This window comes from Mesobacillus harenae (assembly GCF_013343715.1).
Classification (GTDB): Bacteria; Bacillota; Bacilli; order Bacillales; family Cytobacillaceae; genus Mesobacillus_A; species Mesobacillus_A harenae.
On the sequence record NZ_JABUNR010000030.1, the window covers coordinates 1 to 15287 of the forward strand.

Annotated in this window: 18 protein-coding genes; 3 read left to right on the top strand and 15 right to left on the bottom strand. The window is 38.8% G+C overall.

Annotated elements, in window-relative coordinates; all coding sequences use genetic code 11:
- Window positions 1-170 precede the first annotated feature (170 nt).
- The 4 genes from HRJ06_RS22500 to HRJ06_RS22515 all read right to left on the bottom strand — a co-directional run bounded on the left by HRJ06_RS22500 (window position 171) and on the right by HRJ06_RS22515 (window position 3629).
- Window positions 171-1655, bottom strand: a complete 1485-nt coding sequence (locus HRJ06_RS22500) for an aldehyde dehydrogenase family protein (protein ID WP_174735178.1) — start codon at window positions 1653-1655, stop codon at window positions 171-173.
- A 193-nt stretch (window positions 1656-1848) separates the two neighbouring features.
- Window positions 1849-2388, bottom strand: a complete 540-nt coding sequence (locus tag HRJ06_RS22505) for a histidine phosphatase family protein (RefSeq protein ID WP_174735179.1) — start codon at window positions 2386-2388, stop codon at window positions 1849-1851.
- Window positions 2389-2606: 218 nt separating this feature from the next.
- Window positions 2607-2774: a hypothetical protein gene (locus tag HRJ06_RS22510; protein ID WP_174735180.1), complete on the bottom strand. Its 168-nt coding sequence runs from the start codon at window positions 2772-2774 to the stop codon at window positions 2607-2609.
- Window positions 2775-2798: 24 nt separating this feature from the next.
- Window positions 2799-3629 carry a hypothetical protein gene (locus HRJ06_RS22515; RefSeq protein WP_174735181.1) on the bottom strand — a complete coding sequence of 277 codons (831 nt, stop codon included), beginning with the start codon at window positions 3627-3629 and terminating at the stop codon, window positions 2799-2801.
- 243 nt (window positions 3630-3872) lie between these two features.
- On the opposite strand from HRJ06_RS22515, the gene HRJ06_RS22520 reads away from it, so the two are divergent.
- Window positions 3873-4949: a GGDEF domain-containing protein gene (locus HRJ06_RS22520; RefSeq protein WP_174735182.1), complete on the top strand. Its 1077-nt coding sequence runs from the start codon at window positions 3873-3875 to the stop codon at window positions 4947-4949.
- Window positions 4950-4984: 35 nt separating this feature from the next.
- Here HRJ06_RS22520 and HRJ06_RS22525 read toward each other — a convergent pair whose 3' ends face one another.
- Window positions 4985-5539: a TVP38/TMEM64 family protein gene (locus tag HRJ06_RS22525; protein ID WP_174735183.1), complete on the bottom strand. Its 555-nt coding sequence runs from the start codon at window positions 5537-5539 to the stop codon at window positions 4985-4987.
- Window positions 5540-5701: 162 nt separating this feature from the next.
- Between HRJ06_RS22525 and HRJ06_RS22530 the strand changes: the two genes are divergently transcribed.
- The gene (locus tag HRJ06_RS22530) at window positions 5702-5929 is read left to right on the top strand and encodes a hypothetical protein (RefSeq protein WP_174735184.1); all 228 of its coding nucleotides are present in this window, start codon (window positions 5702-5704) and stop codon (window positions 5927-5929) included.
- A 55-nt stretch (window positions 5930-5984) separates the two neighbouring features.
- On the opposite strand, the gene HRJ06_RS22535 is transcribed toward HRJ06_RS22530, so the two are convergent.
- The 9 genes from HRJ06_RS22535 to HRJ06_RS22575 all read right to left on the bottom strand — a co-directional run bounded on the left by HRJ06_RS22535 (window position 5985) and on the right by HRJ06_RS22575 (window position 13392).
- Window positions 5985-6251 carry a hypothetical protein gene (locus HRJ06_RS22535; RefSeq protein ID WP_174735185.1) on the bottom strand — a complete coding sequence of 89 codons (267 nt, stop codon included), beginning with the start codon at window positions 6249-6251 and terminating at the stop codon, window positions 5985-5987.
- Window positions 6252-6361: 110 nt separating this feature from the next.
- A complete protein-coding gene (locus HRJ06_RS22540; protein ID WP_174735186.1) occupies window positions 6362-6553 on the bottom strand; it encodes a hypothetical protein in 192 nt (63 codons plus the stop codon).
- Window positions 6554-6616: 63 nt separating this feature from the next.
- The gene (locus HRJ06_RS22545; RefSeq protein ID WP_174735187.1) at window positions 6617-7504 is read right to left on the bottom strand and encodes a helix-turn-helix domain-containing protein; all 888 of its coding nucleotides are present in this window, start codon (window positions 7502-7504) and stop codon (window positions 6617-6619) included.
- Window positions 7505-7611: 107 nt separating this feature from the next.
- On the bottom strand, window positions 7612-7773 hold the full coding sequence (locus HRJ06_RS22550; RefSeq protein WP_174735188.1) for a hypothetical protein: 162 nt from the start codon (window positions 7771-7773) through the stop codon (window positions 7612-7614).
- The gene (locus tag HRJ06_RS22555; RefSeq protein WP_174735189.1) at window positions 7774-9033 is read right to left on the bottom strand and encodes a Ger(x)C family spore germination protein; all 1260 of its coding nucleotides are present in this window, start codon (window positions 9031-9033) and stop codon (window positions 7774-7776) included. It abuts the gene before it with no gap.
- Window positions 9008-10117 (bottom strand): GerAB/ArcD/ProY family transporter, encoded by a 1110-nt coding sequence (locus HRJ06_RS22560; RefSeq protein ID WP_174735190.1) that lies wholly within the window; start codon window positions 10115-10117, stop codon window positions 9008-9010. Before HRJ06_RS22560 ends, HRJ06_RS22555 begins: the two co-directional genes overlap by 26 nt.
- A 2-nt stretch (window positions 10118-10119) precedes the next feature.
- Window positions 10120-11661 carry a spore germination protein gene (locus tag HRJ06_RS22565; RefSeq protein WP_174735191.1) on the bottom strand — a complete coding sequence of 514 codons (1542 nt, stop codon included), beginning with the start codon at window positions 11659-11661 and terminating at the stop codon, window positions 10120-10122.
- A gap of 332 nt (window positions 11662-11993) precedes the next feature.
- On the bottom strand, window positions 11994-12185 hold the full coding sequence (locus HRJ06_RS22570) for a hypothetical protein (protein WP_174735192.1): 192 nt from the start codon (window positions 12183-12185) through the stop codon (window positions 11994-11996).
- A gap of 127 nt (window positions 12186-12312) precedes the next feature.
- On the bottom strand, window positions 12313-13392 hold the full coding sequence (locus HRJ06_RS22575; RefSeq protein WP_338421143.1) for a mechanosensitive ion channel family protein: 1080 nt from the start codon (window positions 13390-13392) through the stop codon (window positions 12313-12315).
- A 173-nt stretch (window positions 13393-13565) separates the two neighbouring features.
- On the opposite strand from HRJ06_RS22575, the gene HRJ06_RS22580 reads away from it, so the two are divergent.
- Window positions 13566-14561: a potassium channel family protein gene (locus tag HRJ06_RS22580; RefSeq protein ID WP_338421144.1), complete on the top strand. Its 996-nt coding sequence runs from the start codon at window positions 13566-13568 to the stop codon at window positions 14559-14561.
- Between the two features lie 9 nt (window positions 14562-14570).
- Here the strand turns inward: HRJ06_RS22580 and HRJ06_RS22585 are convergent, their stop codons facing one another.
- Entirely contained in the window at window positions 14571-14978 is a 408-nt protein-coding gene (locus HRJ06_RS22585) for a YugN-like family protein (RefSeq protein ID WP_174735194.1), read from the bottom strand.
- Between the last annotated feature and the right edge of the window lie 309 nt (window positions 14979-15287).

The window sequence follows — 15287 nt, forward strand, 5'->3', positions numbered from 1 at the left end:
AGTTCTTTTATCTGAAAATCGGTATATAAATTCTTCCCCATGATACTCCTCCGTCCCCTCAATAATTCTATTGAAACACAAAAAACCCCGTATAAGGGACACTTTTTTATCAGTGTCCGTTATACGGGGTATAGCTCAAAAATCCGGTACCCGCTTTCTAGTATATTTTATTAAGACATGCCGATCCAGACACTTTTTACTTCTGTATAGTTGTTTAATGCGTAGGATCCCATTTCGCGTCCCATGCCAGATTGCTTATACCCTCCAAAAGGAGATGCAGCGTCAAAGGCATTATAGCAGTTTACCCAAACTGTTCCTGCACGCAGACGATTAGCAATATAATGGGCTTTGGTTACATCCTTTGTCCAGACACCTGCTGCCAGGCCATACTGGCTGCTATTAGCCCGGTCGACGAGCTCATCTAAATCATCATACGGCATTGCTGAAATGACCGGACCGAAAATCTCTTCTTTAGCGATCGTCATTTCATCACGAACATCAGCGAAGATTGTTGGTGATACGAAATAACCTTGCTCGAACGGATTTTCTCCGCCAACAACGAGCTCAGCCCCTTCACTAACACCTTTTTCAATATAACCGAGAACACGTTTTTGCTGCTCCGTTGATACCAGCGGCCCGATTTGCGTGTCAGCATGGATTCCAGCACCTTGTTTAATTTTTCGGGCATGATCTGCCATATCTGCTACTACATTATCAAACTGCTTTTTTTGAATAAAGACACGGGATCCTGCACAGCAAACCTGCCCTTGGTTGAACATAACACCATTCAAAGCACCAGGAATCGCTTTTGTAAGGTCTGCATCCGGCAAAATGATATTAGGAGATTTTCCGCCAAGCTCCAAAGTTACACGCTTAAGCGTCTTAGAGGCTCTCTCCATGATAAGTTTTCCAACATCTGTAGAACCAGTGAAAGCAATCTTATCCACAAGCGGGTGATCGACGAGCGGCTGTCCAGCAGTTTCACCAAATCCAGGCACTATATTTACGACACCTGCCGGGAATCCTGCCTCTTCCATTAGTTCAGCTAAGTACAAAGCAGACAGAGGCGTCTGTTCAGCCGGTTTTAAAACAATGGTACAGCCTGTTGCAAGGGCAGCCCCAAGCTTCCACATCGCCATTAGCAATGGGAAGTTCCACGGGATAATCTGTCCAACCACTCCTACTGCTTCATGCCGGGTATAATTGAAATATGGTCCGTTAACGGGAATTGTTTGCCCTACAATTTTAGTAGACCAGCCCGCATAGTAACGCATATGCTCAACTGCCAGCGGGATATCTGCATGTGTTGTTTCACGAATTGGCTTACCATTATCAAGAGTCTCGAGCTGGGCAAGCTCCTCGCTGTTTCGTTCCATTAAATCTGCTAATTTATACATTAAACGGCTTCGTTCAGCTGTACCCATTTTTGACCATGGGCCTTCATCAAAGGCCTTTCTCGCCGCCTTTACAGCCCGGTCAATATCTTCTGGGCCACCTTCATAAACAGTTGCCAAAACTTCCCCTGTAGCTGGGTTATAGGTTTCAAATGTTTTTTGTGAGGTGCTTTCTACGAACTGTCCGTCAATAAACAGTTTTTTCTTGCCAGCCAGAAACCTTTCCACCTTTTCCTTTAAACTAATCGCTAACTGAGTCATGAGTTTCCTCCTAATCAAGTTTTATGTAAAACTTATCGACCCTTGCAAACGCCTAAAATTGATAACGCTTACATACGCAATGTTAACACTATTAAAATCTAGCAATCAACTAAAAAGAATTAAAATATTCAGATATCTTACGACAGCATTTTTCGACACATTTTATTAAAAATGACTGGATGGGTATAAAATATTATTTTTCAAAAACATACAGCTTCGCATTTTTAGGGGTGTTAAGCTTAGGCCCCATGAAGCCCCTTTTTATTAGTTCCTTTCTCATAACAACCATTACCGCGCCATGGCTGACTATTAGAACATTTTCTTCCCCTTTAACCAGAATATCGTCTATCACTTTTTGAACCCTCTGCTGCACTGCTTCTTTACTTTCAAGCTGGGATTTATGGCTTAACAGCCACCCGGCCCTGCCTAGAATTGCCCACCCCATGAAGGGAAGCTTTATGTTTCTATTAAAAAAAGGATACATTTTTACCTCACGAAGTTCCTCCCTTTGTATTATAGGACCTTCATGAAACTTAGCCGCTGTTTTAACTGCCCGGGAAATATCACTGGAGAAGCATTGAGACCACTCAATCCCTCCTAAATCAATCGGACTTTCCTCTATATCGGATACTTCATACTCATCTGCCCAGGTCATTAATTCTTCCTTTGTCAGCCACTGCTTTGAAGGATAGCCTCGTTTCACTCGAAAATGACGCACCAAACCTATTTTCAAATAATTTCTCCTCCTGTTTCGCCTTAAAATCTTAAGAAATTTCTAATAATTACATCTTCTCATTATAACATTTCGGTTTCGCTCCTTGCCATATATAACGTTATCCAGGCTCAATAGCTCCCCTGGGGGAAGGCGGCAATGTTAGTAACTATTAACAACCATGCTTAAGCTTGCAAAATAAACAAAACGAATGAACAGCATCCGGCTTGATTTTGATATTATTCCTCTTCCTTGGATTCCTCTTGATAATGCTCATTTAAATAGGCGTTCTCTGTTGCAGCAAAGTTTACAGATTGAAGGCTTGTTTCCGGGTCTAGCCCATACAAGCCTTTTGTTTGCTTATCGGCTGTTTCACCACTTTGAAAGAGAGGCTCTTTTTCTTTCATATTGATAATACCCCTTACTATAGTTTATTTTGGCCGTATAACGAGATCTTTAAAGAGACTAGATACATACAACATCAAAATATGTAAAAACACATTTTGAAAGGGAAAAGCAAAATTTTTCTTTACTAACTTAAATTTATTTAGGATCAGGTCAATCATAGATGAAAGCAGAATTTGAATAACCTTTAGCCTCCACCCCCCCTTTATGACTGTCCAGATTGTTATAAAGGCTTGAAGAATTGCATAGATCGGAGTAATTAAAAAGTGTTCCCTCCAGGAATGGATGGACCCTAGGCCAAATCTAAAATACCCAAGGACGGCCCCAGCATAGTGCAGAGTGGTTCCTGTTACTAAAATACATAAATATAGAGAAGAAAAAAGAACAAACCTTGTTCCATTTTTTAAATGGTCATACCATTTGTCACTAATTACAAAATATATAGGCAACAAAATAAAAGTGAATATTGTCTTCCACCAGTTCTGCTTATATACCCCTATCTTCTGAAAAAGCTGTTCTACAAGAGTAAAAAACAACCCAAACAGAAGTTTCGTCTTCCATCCTGCTTTAAAAGCAGTTAGGAAGGTAGAGGTAAATGGAACAAAAATCGCCTGTGATAAAATGGCTCCAAATAGATTATCCAATTGTCGATCTTTTAAAACTTTAGGATAATATCTGTAGGCCTGAAAGAGGTTTAGGACAATATATTCAAATATATAAGCAAATCCAATATTGGAGAACAACAATGCAAGCAAGCTTTTCTTTTCTGGCTTTTTATAAAAAGCAAAAGCTAGCAGAGACGCATGGAAGATAAATAACAATAAAAAGGGGTAGGTATTGCGATGGATCCGTTTCATGGTCCCCTCCATTCTTGGCCTTTCTCTATATTGTTTGAAAACAATGAGCCTTTATACATGAACCAGTAACTATTCGAACGAGACTGAGCCTCGGTTTACATTTCTACAGTAAACAGTAAGGAATCAGACGTCACTCGTTTAAAATTTGAGGAACAAAATTAAAAATCCAGTCCCTTTATAGACAAAAAATTACATTTTTTGATATTATATTAAGGTTGATATCCTCCAAAAAAAGGTGAAGAGATGCTAAGAGAAACATTCATACATATGTGTATTGTTGTGGCTTTTTTATTTATAGGGGGAACGATCTTTAGGAAGAATCCCTTTTTCAACTCAACTAGTCAAAAAGTATTGTTAGGACTATCTGCAGGTATTCTTGGTGCATTTTTAATGCACTTTAGTATAAAGCTAGCAGATAATATTCTCTTGGATCTCCGCCAAGTAGCCATTATCCTATCAGGGCTTTATGGGGGCTGGATCGCACTCGCTCTTACAGCCTTAATTATAGCTGCCAGCCGCATCATTTTTTTCGGCATTGGACCGTCTGCTATCGCTGCCGCTATTACGATTTTCATTATTACATTTTTAACAGGCGCTGTGTCATCGTTTAAATGGACGGATGCAAAAAAAGCAATTGTAATGACAATAGTGAGTACAATTATACTGACTGCTAACTTTTTCTACATTCTGACCCACTATGACAGGGAAGTAGATTTTTATGAAAAGGTTTTGGTATTTTATGTACCGCTATCGCTGATCGGCGGATTATTGGCAATGTATATAAGCAACTATATAACCGTTTCAAATAGAACCCATTATAACTTAAAACAGCAGGCCCAGTATGATTATTTAACTGGCCTCCAAAATGTCCGGCAGTTCAATAGCATACTAGCCAATTATGTGGTAAGTGATTTAGACAAAAGGAAGGAATGCTCACTGCTGTTTATTGATATTGACAATTTTAAAAAAATAAACGATACATATGGTCACCCTGCGGGAGATGAAATCTTACGAGGGATCGGGAAAGTGTTAATGGAGGTAACCAGTGCAGAAGATAAGGTATTCAGAAACGGGGGCGAAGAATTTTCAGTATTACTCCCCCACTCCCATTCAGAGACTGCTATTCAGATCGCTGAAAACATTCGAAAAAACGTGGAAACCTGTACTTTTCTAATGCCCGGAGATGTTCAGGAACATATTACCGTTTCAATTGGCATTGCATATAGCCCGGGAATAAAAACACCCACTGAGTTAGTTGCGAAGGCTGACTTGGCCTTATATAAAGCAAAAAGCTCCGGAAAAAATAGAGTGTGCGCCTAAAGCAGGGAAGCTCCCCTGCTTATTTATATTAAGGCTTATAACTTTTTTTTTCTCGTTATCAAATAGTAGAGACCAAGTAAAAACAAGGCTGCTGCCACAAGTGAGATCTGGGCTTTAAAGCTTAATTCCATTACTGCATAGATTGAATACGCTTCAATTAAAAGCGCTGGAACCTTTCCAACCGTACTTGCAAAGGCAAATAATGTCCCGTTCATTTGGCTGAATGCTGCTGTTAACGTGACCAGCCCAGATGGTACAAATGGGAAAACTCTTAGAGCCAACACGAGCAGCACTGCTTCGGTTCCTTTCGTTTTTTTCAGCCTCGTTAACAGCCGCCCCGGCTTATGAGTAAAGGTTTTCGCAAGCTTATCGGTACCTTTTCTGTAAATATAAAAGCTGATGATTGCCCCAAGGGCTTCGCCTGCTATGGAAACAAGAATACCTGGCACGAGGCCAAAATAAACAATATTTGCGGCTGTAATGAATGCACTGGGGATAACTCCAGCTATTGCTATGACACTATTTAGTATCAAGCTGACAATAATAGCCAAAAAGTATTGATCTGGAAGCACAAACAAAAGCTGAAGCATGATTTCCCCCCTTAAGACATCATTATCTAAAATACATGATTTTCATTTGTATATCTACAAAATTATATAAAAAGTCTGTCATTTTTCTGTCATTCTATCTGCATAAAATATGCTAATTCCATTGTTAGAATAGACCTAGATTTTAAAAAGGAGTTGGTGATCTTGAAAAAAACGGTTATAGCCCTTCTTAGCACTGCATTTATTTTAGGGACCGGAACAGCTGTATTTGCTGATGATATTTGCGAGGGGTACAAGAATATTGGGCAGGCGAGAGCTCACATGAAGGAGATGCATCCCGATCTAACAACTAAAGAACTGCAAGAACGTTATGAAAGTTGCCACGGTTCCCAAGGAGCTATCCAAAGTAAAAATTTAAAAATAATGAACTAATTACCAGAAAAAGGTTTCGAAGGGTTACCCTCCGAAACCTTTTTCTTTCGCCTTATTAATGAAAAAAATCCTTAATCTTTTCAAGATCCTCTAAAAACTGTTTCACTTCATCTATAGACAATCTTACTGGCATTTGATCATACAAAGTTATAATCTGACCTTCCTGTTCATCTTCATGTTTTTTTAAGTACTGATACAAGCTATTTAACTGGGTTTCACGAACGACTGACTGGGTTTCAAACTCTTTTATCTTCTGAATGGAGAATTCCATATGTTCTTTATCAAAATCACCTGAAATAATTTTCCCCTCTAAACTGTCCATTATTAAATCACCCCATGCTTTTTTACTAATAGAATTTCCGTTATCTTTCTTTTATGGTCTCCTAAAACATAAAAAAAAAGCAAGCTTCAGCCTGCTTTTTTAAGAAGATATTATGCTAGATCATTTCCAAGACTATGCTGTGATGGTAAATCAGCTAAAAATAGCGAATGCTGCGATGGTAAATCAGCTAGGAACAATGAATGCTGCGATGGTAAATCAGCAACATCTACCTTGTCGACCGTAGCACTCTCAAAGGTGAACAGGCTTAACAGTAGTAAACTTGCCAAGACTAACTTTTTCATGTTTTTTCCTCCCCAATTGTAAATAAAACTGTGTAAAGTAAAGATAACCTTCACTTCTCAATTTTAGCAATTTTTAAACAACTTTTCCATTTCATACTCAACTAACTTTATGAATTTATTATTTTTTTGAAGCTTAAAAATAAATTTGGAATTAGCCAGATACTCTCTGCCATTTTCCAATTCACCAAGATTAACATAATTTAAACCTGATTGATAATGTAGCTCACCAAATAGATACATAACCTCGTCATGAATACAGTTATTTATTCCCTGATTACTGTAAAGAAGAGATTCCTCGAATTTGTTTAGTTTTGATAATGCCTGTGAAAGTCCATAAAGAATCCGAAGCCTTATTCTAGAATCCATTAGATGCGGCAAGTTTTCCAGGTTGCCTAGAGCCTCTCTAAACAGATTAACCGCACTTTCTAACTCTCCGGAATCTTTTTCAATAATAGCCATACTTGTTAAAATCTCAATTTCTCTCTCAGTAAGGAGGGTTCTTGAGGGGTTAGACATATTAATCGATTCGTTCAGCAGCTCCAGGGATTTCTTTCTTTCCTGGTGTAAATAGTATATACAAATACCTTCGTGCCATAACAGGTACTGTTTAAAGTAAGAATGCCTAAAAATAGGGTTATCTTTTTCTTTCTGAATAATATTAAAGATTGCCTGATAGTCTCTTTCCCGTTTATACTTTTTTACCAACTCTGTGACTGCTATTGCATAATTAAACGTACCTGTTGAGGCAATATCAAAAAAATAGTTTATCTCTACCTTTAATCGTTCCGCAATAGCATACAGCTGATCGAGAGTAGGGTACTTCTCCTCCCGTTCAAATGACACAAGCTCCTCATCTGAGCAGATACCGTCAGCTAACTCTGAGACAGACAGACCTTTATAAACCCTTAATGATTCTAATATTTCTCCGAAGCTATATCCCGACAGGCTCATTTTTTCACCTCTAGTGAAGGATTTTAATTTAATTGTACCATCATTAGCGACTATTTTGAAATTTCAATTTAAGCAAACAAAAAGGAAGAGGCTTTTCACCCCTTCTTTCAGACGCTAAAATAAGTAAGGTAAGGAACGATTGCGCAAGCGAGTGCTAAAATAAACACAGCAATCGCACCAGTTTTATTTTTTGCCTTCCATAACGACAAGGCAAAACCTGATGTATAAATAAACACTGCCAATATGGCTAACCAGCCTATTATCACCATTTAATCCTTCACCTCATACATTTTAGGGACCCGGGGCTGTCTCCCAAACTCACCAAAGCTTATATCAGCCTTTATATCTATCTCTGCTTTCGGAAAGGATTCCATCCAATTAAAGTCATTATATTCTTTTATTGTTTTAAACTTCTTCCTAGCATATATCGACCAGCCAAACAGATCCCCTTTAAATTCATCCTGAGACTTTTGCACAAGACCGTTAAATTTCTCTTCAAATTTCTTTGTGAAAAAGTTTCTCAGTTTATTTCTCTGTTTCTCACTTCCCCCATAATTCGTCAAAGATGGATCGCTCAGAACTTCGATCCTCATCGGTACAACGACATTTATTTTAGGAGGAAAACTTTTTAAGTCCATATCCACCTTATTCTTCTTATACTTATTAATCCGGACAGAGATTCGATATTTACCATCTCCTGGATCAGGCAAAGTGGTAAGAATATCGGTAACATCCTGCTCTAAGCGAAGCAAGCCTGTTAACCTGGTTTCTTCACCGGTTAACTTCCCGATCATTTGTCCTTCCTTAAAAACAGCTGAGCCAATGAACTGAGTTTTATTAATTTCTCCACTGACTGGAAGCTCCCCTGCAATAAACTCATCATCTCTGTTTTCATAGTCTGGTTTCTGCTCTGAGGATGTATAGGCTGCTGTGAATAAACTTGCATCAGCTTCCGTAATCCGAAAAAAACTACGAATCTCAGAATTGGGAATTAACCCAGTTTCGATCCCTCGTTGTAACATCAGCTCGTAGAATTTGTGAGGACGTGTTTCAAGGGTTGGTTTGTTGTTTTTAAAGTATTCAGAAGCACTTTCTTTAGAGATGATCAGCTGAGTAGACCGTTTCACTTCCCGATCCTTATTCGCATTATAGATCAGTCTTAAAAAATGCTGATCACGTGCCAGCTCCTCTGATACAAGGATGGTTCTTAATAAATCGTAAGAAATCTCTTTACCAATAACCACATTGGCAATGTTTCTGGAGTTAATAAAGTCACTTGCCGGTATTGTAAGGGTTTCTTGTGGAGGCTCATCACTAGCTCCCCCACTTGCCTGGGTACCAACCTCAGGGTTTGCAATCAGATACGTGACTTTGACCTGCCCTTTATCTTCTTCTTTATCTCCTGCCTTTTCCAATCCAATCGCAATGACATAAGCCCTTTCCTCAAGTTCACGCTGATCCCAGCATCCTGCTAGAAGGAGAGTCACAGACACCAATAATAATTTAATTTTTCTCCATCTTTTTTTCATTTTCAGTGCCACCTTTTATTTTGGAAGTAATCCACATTAAGCATGGAACTCCAATGTATACAGGAGAAACAATAGTAAGGAGTGTCTCCCTTAATTGAAAGATAGTAAACGTGGGCGCTTCAGGTGCAATACCGATAAAAACGACCAAAGTGGCTACAACTGGAAGCACGTAACTAAATTGTTTTATTTTAAAGATGAAACCGAAAAGCATCGTCACAATATAGAGGTAAAAAGAAAAGCGGATAAACGTTGCCAATAGCCAAAATGGGAAAAATAACATCTCGACATTTGTTAAAAACCCTATATTAATATTCCGAATTGCTTCGTGGAAAGGGTAATTAATTAATCTTAATGTTGTATAGTCCAGAAGGATCGTATAAGCCATCACCGCGGCAGTTAGTTCTATCGTTACAACGGCTAGAGCTATCCATGTCCCTTTTTTAAAGGATTTAAACGAAGTTACTAATGGAGCAATCATTCCAAAATACAAAAAGTCAGCGAATAGAGAAACTTTTGTAATACCTGCTTTAATAATTTGTCCTTTCCCGCCGCCCCAAAGTGGAAAGATGAAACTCGGCCTTCCCCCCTGCCACGCATAAAGCAAGACGATAAAAAGGGTGATTTTTATGTAAAACAAAAGCAGCCATGCCACAGAACCAATCTGTTCCAGCCCCTTTTTTGCTCCGAATGTACATACAAGCATTAATACGCCATAGATGACGATAGCTGGGGTCGTAGTAAAATACATGGTATCAATAATATCTGTGTAAATCGCCGAGTCTATTATAAGTGCACTAAAGGCGATCAGCAGTAAGACCATTGCGATTAGATTTCCTATAAGCTTCCCGAATAAAAAGATAAGCACCTCATAAAAGTTTTTTCCTTTATGTACAGAAAGAACTTTAATCATCAACAGAACCGGAACTATTGAAATAATTCCTGTTAATAGTGCAGCTATCCAGCCTGCAGTAAGTGTCTCTGACACCAGCAGTGTAGGAGTGTCGTCAGAAAGCTTAGTGCCAACCGTGAGGAATGCAATTGCCATATATTCTCTTATACCTATTTTTCGATTGGAAGATTCCATCTTTATGCCTCATTACCTTTTTTCTTTATATCCTTTGGCTTTAAGTATCCTGGCCGGAACTTTTCATTTTCTAACAGCCTTCTGAAAATTGTATCGTTAGATGATTTGTATTTTGGTGACATTGGGGAAAGATATGGAACGCCAAAAGACGAGATCGAGACCATATAAAAAATACCTACAATAAAAAAGGCCGTCATACCATAAATTCCGAATGCACCTGAAGCCAAAATAAATAAAAACCTCGTTAACCTCACCGTGAAATTCAGACTGATATCACTCACTGCAAAAGAAGTTAGGCCACCCAGCGCTACAACAATAATGACAACCGGACTGATTATGTTGGCCTCGACGGCAGCCTGCCCCAATATTAAAGCACCGACAATACCAATAGTTGGACCGATCGGGCTTGGGACCCTTAATCCCGCTTCCCTAATCAATTCAAAGGCCATCTCCATCATGAGGATTTCGACAATAATTGGAAACGGTACACGTTCTCTTGTCGACGCTATTGCAAGCAGTAAATCGGCCGGAATCATTTCCGAGTGGTAGTTTGTTATGGCAACATAGATAGCCGATGCAAAAATGGAAATAAACAATGCCGTAATTCTAAGGGCTCTTGTGAAATTCCCAAACGGAAAACGGAGATAGTGCTCCTCAGGAGTATGAAAAAAAGACCAAAATGTCGCTGGCATAATCAAGCTGTCTGGAGAGTTGTCCATTACCAGGACAATGTGCCCATCTTCGATAAATGATGCAGCCCGGTCAGGGCGTTCTGTGTAAAGGATGGTCGGAAATAAAGAGATCTTCCTGTCCTCCAGGTACTGTTCAAGCAATGGCAAGTTTTGAATAGCGTCAGCACTTAAGCTTTGAAGCCGATTCCTAACCTTTCCTATGAGCTGTTCATTGGCAAGGTTCTTAACATACAACATGGCTACTTCATTTCCTGACCGTTCCGAAATCTTAACCGATTCTACTACCATATTTTCATTTTTCAGCCTCTTTCTTAATAGAGAGATATTCGTGCCGGCACTTTCAGTAAAGGCTTCCTTAGGTCCTTTTACAATAACCTCGTTTTGAACCTGTTCAATTCCTCGGCTTTTGAAATTTGCACTTTCAATTATAAAAGCAGTATCTTCTCCATCAGCAATTAAGATAGCGTTACCTCTATTGATTTCAAGCAGTGCTGTTTTAAAATCTGCTGCATAACGGATATTGGACACAGTAAGGATGTGAGGTACTCGCTTCTGCTGTTCCTTGTTGTTCACCAAAGGCTTGATAACATTATCCTCAAGCATCGGAACGTTGGAGATTGTACTAATAAAAATTAGACAGCACTTTTGACTTGAACCACCCACAGTAACATTACGGAATTTTACATCTAAGTTCTCTGGAACATTATAAATTTCTTTCAAAAGCGAAATATTCGCATCTACCTGCCGTTTTATAGAACTCTCTTTTAACTCTTTTTCTTTTGAATTGTTAGGGTTAGGTTCCTCTTGTTTCTTCTCGTTTGATACAAAGATTTTTTTCAGCTTTTTAAACATGATCTAATACGCCCCATCGCTCCGCTGTATTGTTACTTCTGTAAATTAACGAGTTTTTCCCATTACCATTAGCTATGCCAAATAAAGAGGAATATTATTTACTTAATTCTAAGTTAATAGCAAAAGAGTGTAGAAACTGCCTAGAATACCAGCCCGGCATAAGAAAAACCGGGCAAAAACCGCCCGGTCCTTTTGGTTTAGCTTTTTAATCGGGGCTGTTGATTTCTACTCCAGACACTCGCTTTCCGCGAGTGGAAATCAACCGGCCAATCTAACAAAGGCATATCTTTTAAGGACTTTTTCAGTGGCCGAAGATCGACAGGTAAGATTTATTAAGACCATTTACGGCTGAAAAGTAGTTTTAAACCCAGAAGAAAAAGGGCGAATGCAAAAACAATAATTGCAATGGCACCAACAGCTTTTAAGAAAGGAATAAAGCTTGCTATTAAAGGCACTCCTCCAAGACTTAACAAGGCAAATCCGCCCAGAATGCAGGCTAAGAAAACCATGGCGTTATGAAACATAAATATCTCCTCCTTTGAGATAGTCTATTCAAAGGGGGATAATAGGATTGGTCAAATCCCTATGTTTCATAGATAATTTTTTAGCCTTTCTGCCTGATTATACTGCCATGGAAAGGCTTGGTCCTTCCTACTTATTTCCTGGTTCAAGCGGAAAAGAGGCCATTTCGATACCATTCTTGAAAAATAACTCAGCTATAACATGACGCAGCCTGCTTTCAGTTAGTTCCTTCGTACGAAAATCTGCCACCTGGAACTCAACCAGAAAATCCAATGACTTGTTTCGGAAGTCTATAAACCGAATATCTGGAGGGATCTCTGTGAAATTCCCCTGACTTTCCTCCACCACCCTCTTAACAGCTTCATGCAATAGGGTTTCTACTTTTTCAGTATCCATTCCATAAGCAACACTGATAGTAACTGAAGATAACATTCTCGCTTCCGTACGGTTTTTAATCACCTGCTCAATAAAATATTGATTCGGTACAATTAATGTTCCTTCTTTAATTGTACGAATAATGGTGGACCTGAGCCTGATATTTTCAACCTTCCCAATTTTATTATTTACTTCTACAACCTCGCCAACCTCAATCGGCCTTTCAAATAAAATAATAATGCCTGATATAAAGTTACCGGCTATATTGCGCATCCCAAAGCCAATCCCGATGCCTAAAACACCTAGTATCGCCCCAAGAGCAGTTAAGTCTAGCCCCACGGTTGTAAGACTGATGCCAAGAGCAGCAATCATGACGCTATAATAGATTAAATGGTTAATCGTATAGCTTATTCCTTTGTCAACATTATAATAATTATAAATTGGAGGGAGAACCTCACTCGTGAACACTTTTACAAGCCGGCTGGCTAGTGAAACAATCATAATAGCGACAACAATCAAAAACAGTGAAACATTGACATCCCCAGCCTGAAATAGCGTATAAAAAAGCCATTCTTCCTTAGAAAAAGTAAATAAAAACAATAGAATTATCCCGTAGAAACTCAGCCAGTTTAGAAATGACTCAGTGACCGGCATTACGCGGCCATTTATGTCAGGCTTGTTCTTTGCCACTGCTTTTACCATCCATATAATAAGCCATTTGGAAGCAATAATTAGTCCAGAGTACACCAAGAATAATACAATATTTTGGATAGATACTTTTGCTAACAAGGTATTTAAGAAACTACCATCAAATAATTCGTTAATCTCACTCACCTACCGTCTTCTTCTCTGTAAGTCTATTCCCGCTGACAGGCTTTAAAAAACAAAATAGAGAACGAATATACTCCCTATGTTTCCCTCTAAAACCTTCGGGAATAAAATATTATCATTCCTAATTATGAGGATTTATCTTTAAGTCCATAATGAAAAATAAAACACTCGAGAAGGTGGATCATTTGTACCAGCACATATTTTTAAGGATTTTACGACTTCCTTTACTAGTAAGGATCTTTATGATTGCATTTTTAGTGATCAGTTTTTTTGGGGTTGTCGTTCATATAATTGAACCCGAGAATTTCCCTACTGTTTTTGAAGGAGTTTGGTGGGCAATCATAACAGCCTCGACAGTAGGTTATGGGGACTATGTTCCTGGGACCACAGCTGGACGAATAACAGGCATCTTGCTGCTGCTAGCGGGTACAGGCTTCCTTACTACCTATTTTATTAGCTTGGCAGCTGCAGCCGTTACAAAGCAGTCTGACTATATTGAGGGGAAGGTGGGTTATTTAGGCAGCGGCCATTTAATTATCGTAGGCTGGAACGAACGATCAAGAGAAATTTTGAATGTGCTTGCGAACTCAAAGAGAAAAATTGTTCTTATTGATGAATCACTAGAAACTAACCCATTAACTTTTCAAAATGTCCATTTTATAAAAGGAAAAGCACAAAGCGATAAAACTTTATTGAAAGCCAAGATAAAGCATGCTGATAAAGTCGTGATCACTTCTGACCAAAGCCTTGATGAACATCATGCAGATATGAATACTATTTTGACTCTCATTGCGGTTAAAGGATTAAATCCTGACATTAGGTGCATTGCAGAAGTTTTAACTAATGAGCAAGTGAACAATGCTAAACGGGCTGGTGCTGACGAAATAATTGAAACGAATCTAATTTCTAGCGAGGTCATGCTTGTAAGCATAGAGACAGAAGGAATGACTAATTCACTGCATGAGCTTCTAAATCATTTAAATGGTAGTCAACTGACTTTTAATGATGCAGAAGGAAAGCTAATTGATAAAACTTTCAGAGAAGCATGTGAAACCCTTTTAGATGAAGGGACCCTTCTAATTGGCATAAAAAAAGGGGAAAGCACAAACGTCAATCCCCCAGGCTCAACTCACATCCAGCAAGGAGACAAGCTTCTCGTGATTATTCATTAATAATGAAGGTTATAGCGGTAAAAGGATACCCTCTAACTCTTTTACTAGAGATTTTCCGATTTCTATATATTGATCAGGAAAACTTGCGTCTTTATCAACAGGCTCCTGAAACTGATTAAAGGCTGCTGAATGATTGTCAATATCAACATGATCATCGAGCCCGCGCTGATATTTATGGGAGAGCAAAAAGGGACGGCTCATTTCTACAGTACACCTTGGAGTATCCAGCTGCCCGTCAATCGCATGGAAAGGAACCCTTAAAAATTGGTAGCCCACTCTGTCATCGATTTTATAATCAAAATTTCCATGGTCATAATCCCAGTTGCCTCCAATTGAATAACCACGGGGCTTTAATAATTGCTCAAGCTCGTGAAGGCTAAAATGCTTTCCTTCTATCGTAGAGGGAATTTCAATCATATTTGACCCGCCTTTCGTTGTTTCCTTTAGTTATATCCAATCTTGTTTCTTTCATAAATGTTTATGTGAAAAACTCGATGAAAATCGAGTTTGTCTACATTCTTTTAATTTGGTTAGGGGTGAAATGGGGGCTGTTGATTTCCATTTATTCAGCCGTCCTAAAAATTAAAAGAGGGTGCCCAAAAGTTTATACCTTTGAGCTATACCCCGTATAACGGACACTGATAAAAAAGTGTCCCTTATACGGGGTTTTTTGTGTTTCAATAGAATTATTGAGGGGACGGAGGAGTATCATGGGGAAGAATTTAT

Coding starts and splice junctions, on each gene's coding strand:
- HRJ06_RS22500 (WP_174735178.1), bottom strand. CDS start 1,655: ATGACTCAGTTAGCGATTAGTTTAAAGGAAAAGGTGGAAAGGTTTCTG.
- HRJ06_RS22510 (WP_174735180.1), bottom strand. CDS start 2,774: ATGAAAGAAAAAGAGCCTCTCTTTCAAAGTGGTGAAACAGCCGATAAG.
- HRJ06_RS22515 (WP_174735181.1), bottom strand. CDS start 3,629: ATGAAACGGATCCATCGCAATACCTACCCCTTTTTATTGTTATTTATC.
- HRJ06_RS22520 (WP_174735182.1), top strand. CDS start 3,873: ATGCTAAGAGAAACATTCATACATATGTGTATTGTTGTGGCTTTTTTA.
- HRJ06_RS22525 (WP_174735183.1), bottom strand. CDS start 5,539: ATGCTTCAGCTTTTGTTTGTGCTTCCAGATCAATACTTTTTGGCTATT.
- HRJ06_RS22535 (WP_174735185.1), bottom strand. CDS start 6,251: ATGGACAGTTTAGAGGGGAAAATTATTTCAGGTGATTTTGATAAAGAA.
- HRJ06_RS22540 (WP_174735186.1), bottom strand. CDS start 6,553: ATGAAAAAGTTAGTCTTGGCAAGTTTACTACTGTTAAGCCTGTTCACC.
- HRJ06_RS22545 (WP_174735187.1), bottom strand. CDS start 7,504: ATGAGCCTGTCGGGATATAGCTTCGGAGAAATATTAGAATCATTAAGG.
- HRJ06_RS22550 (WP_174735188.1), bottom strand. CDS start 7,773: ATGGTGATAATAGGCTGGTTAGCCATATTGGCAGTGTTTATTTATACA.
- HRJ06_RS22555 (WP_174735189.1), bottom strand. CDS start 9,033: ATGAAAAAAAGATGGAGAAAAATTAAATTATTATTGGTGTCTGTGACT.
- HRJ06_RS22560 (WP_174735190.1), bottom strand. CDS start 10,117: ATGGAATCTTCCAATCGAAAAATAGGTATAAGAGAATATATGGCAATT.
- HRJ06_RS22565 (WP_174735191.1), bottom strand. CDS start 11,661: ATGTTTAAAAAGCTGAAAAAAATCTTTGTATCAAACGAGAAGAAACAA.
- HRJ06_RS22570 (WP_174735192.1), bottom strand. CDS start 12,185: ATGTTTCATAACGCCATGGTTTTCTTAGCCTGCATTCTGGGCGGATTT.
- HRJ06_RS22585 (WP_174735194.1), bottom strand. CDS start 14,978: ATGATTGAAATTCCCTCTACGATAGAAGGAAAGCATTTTAGCCTTCAC.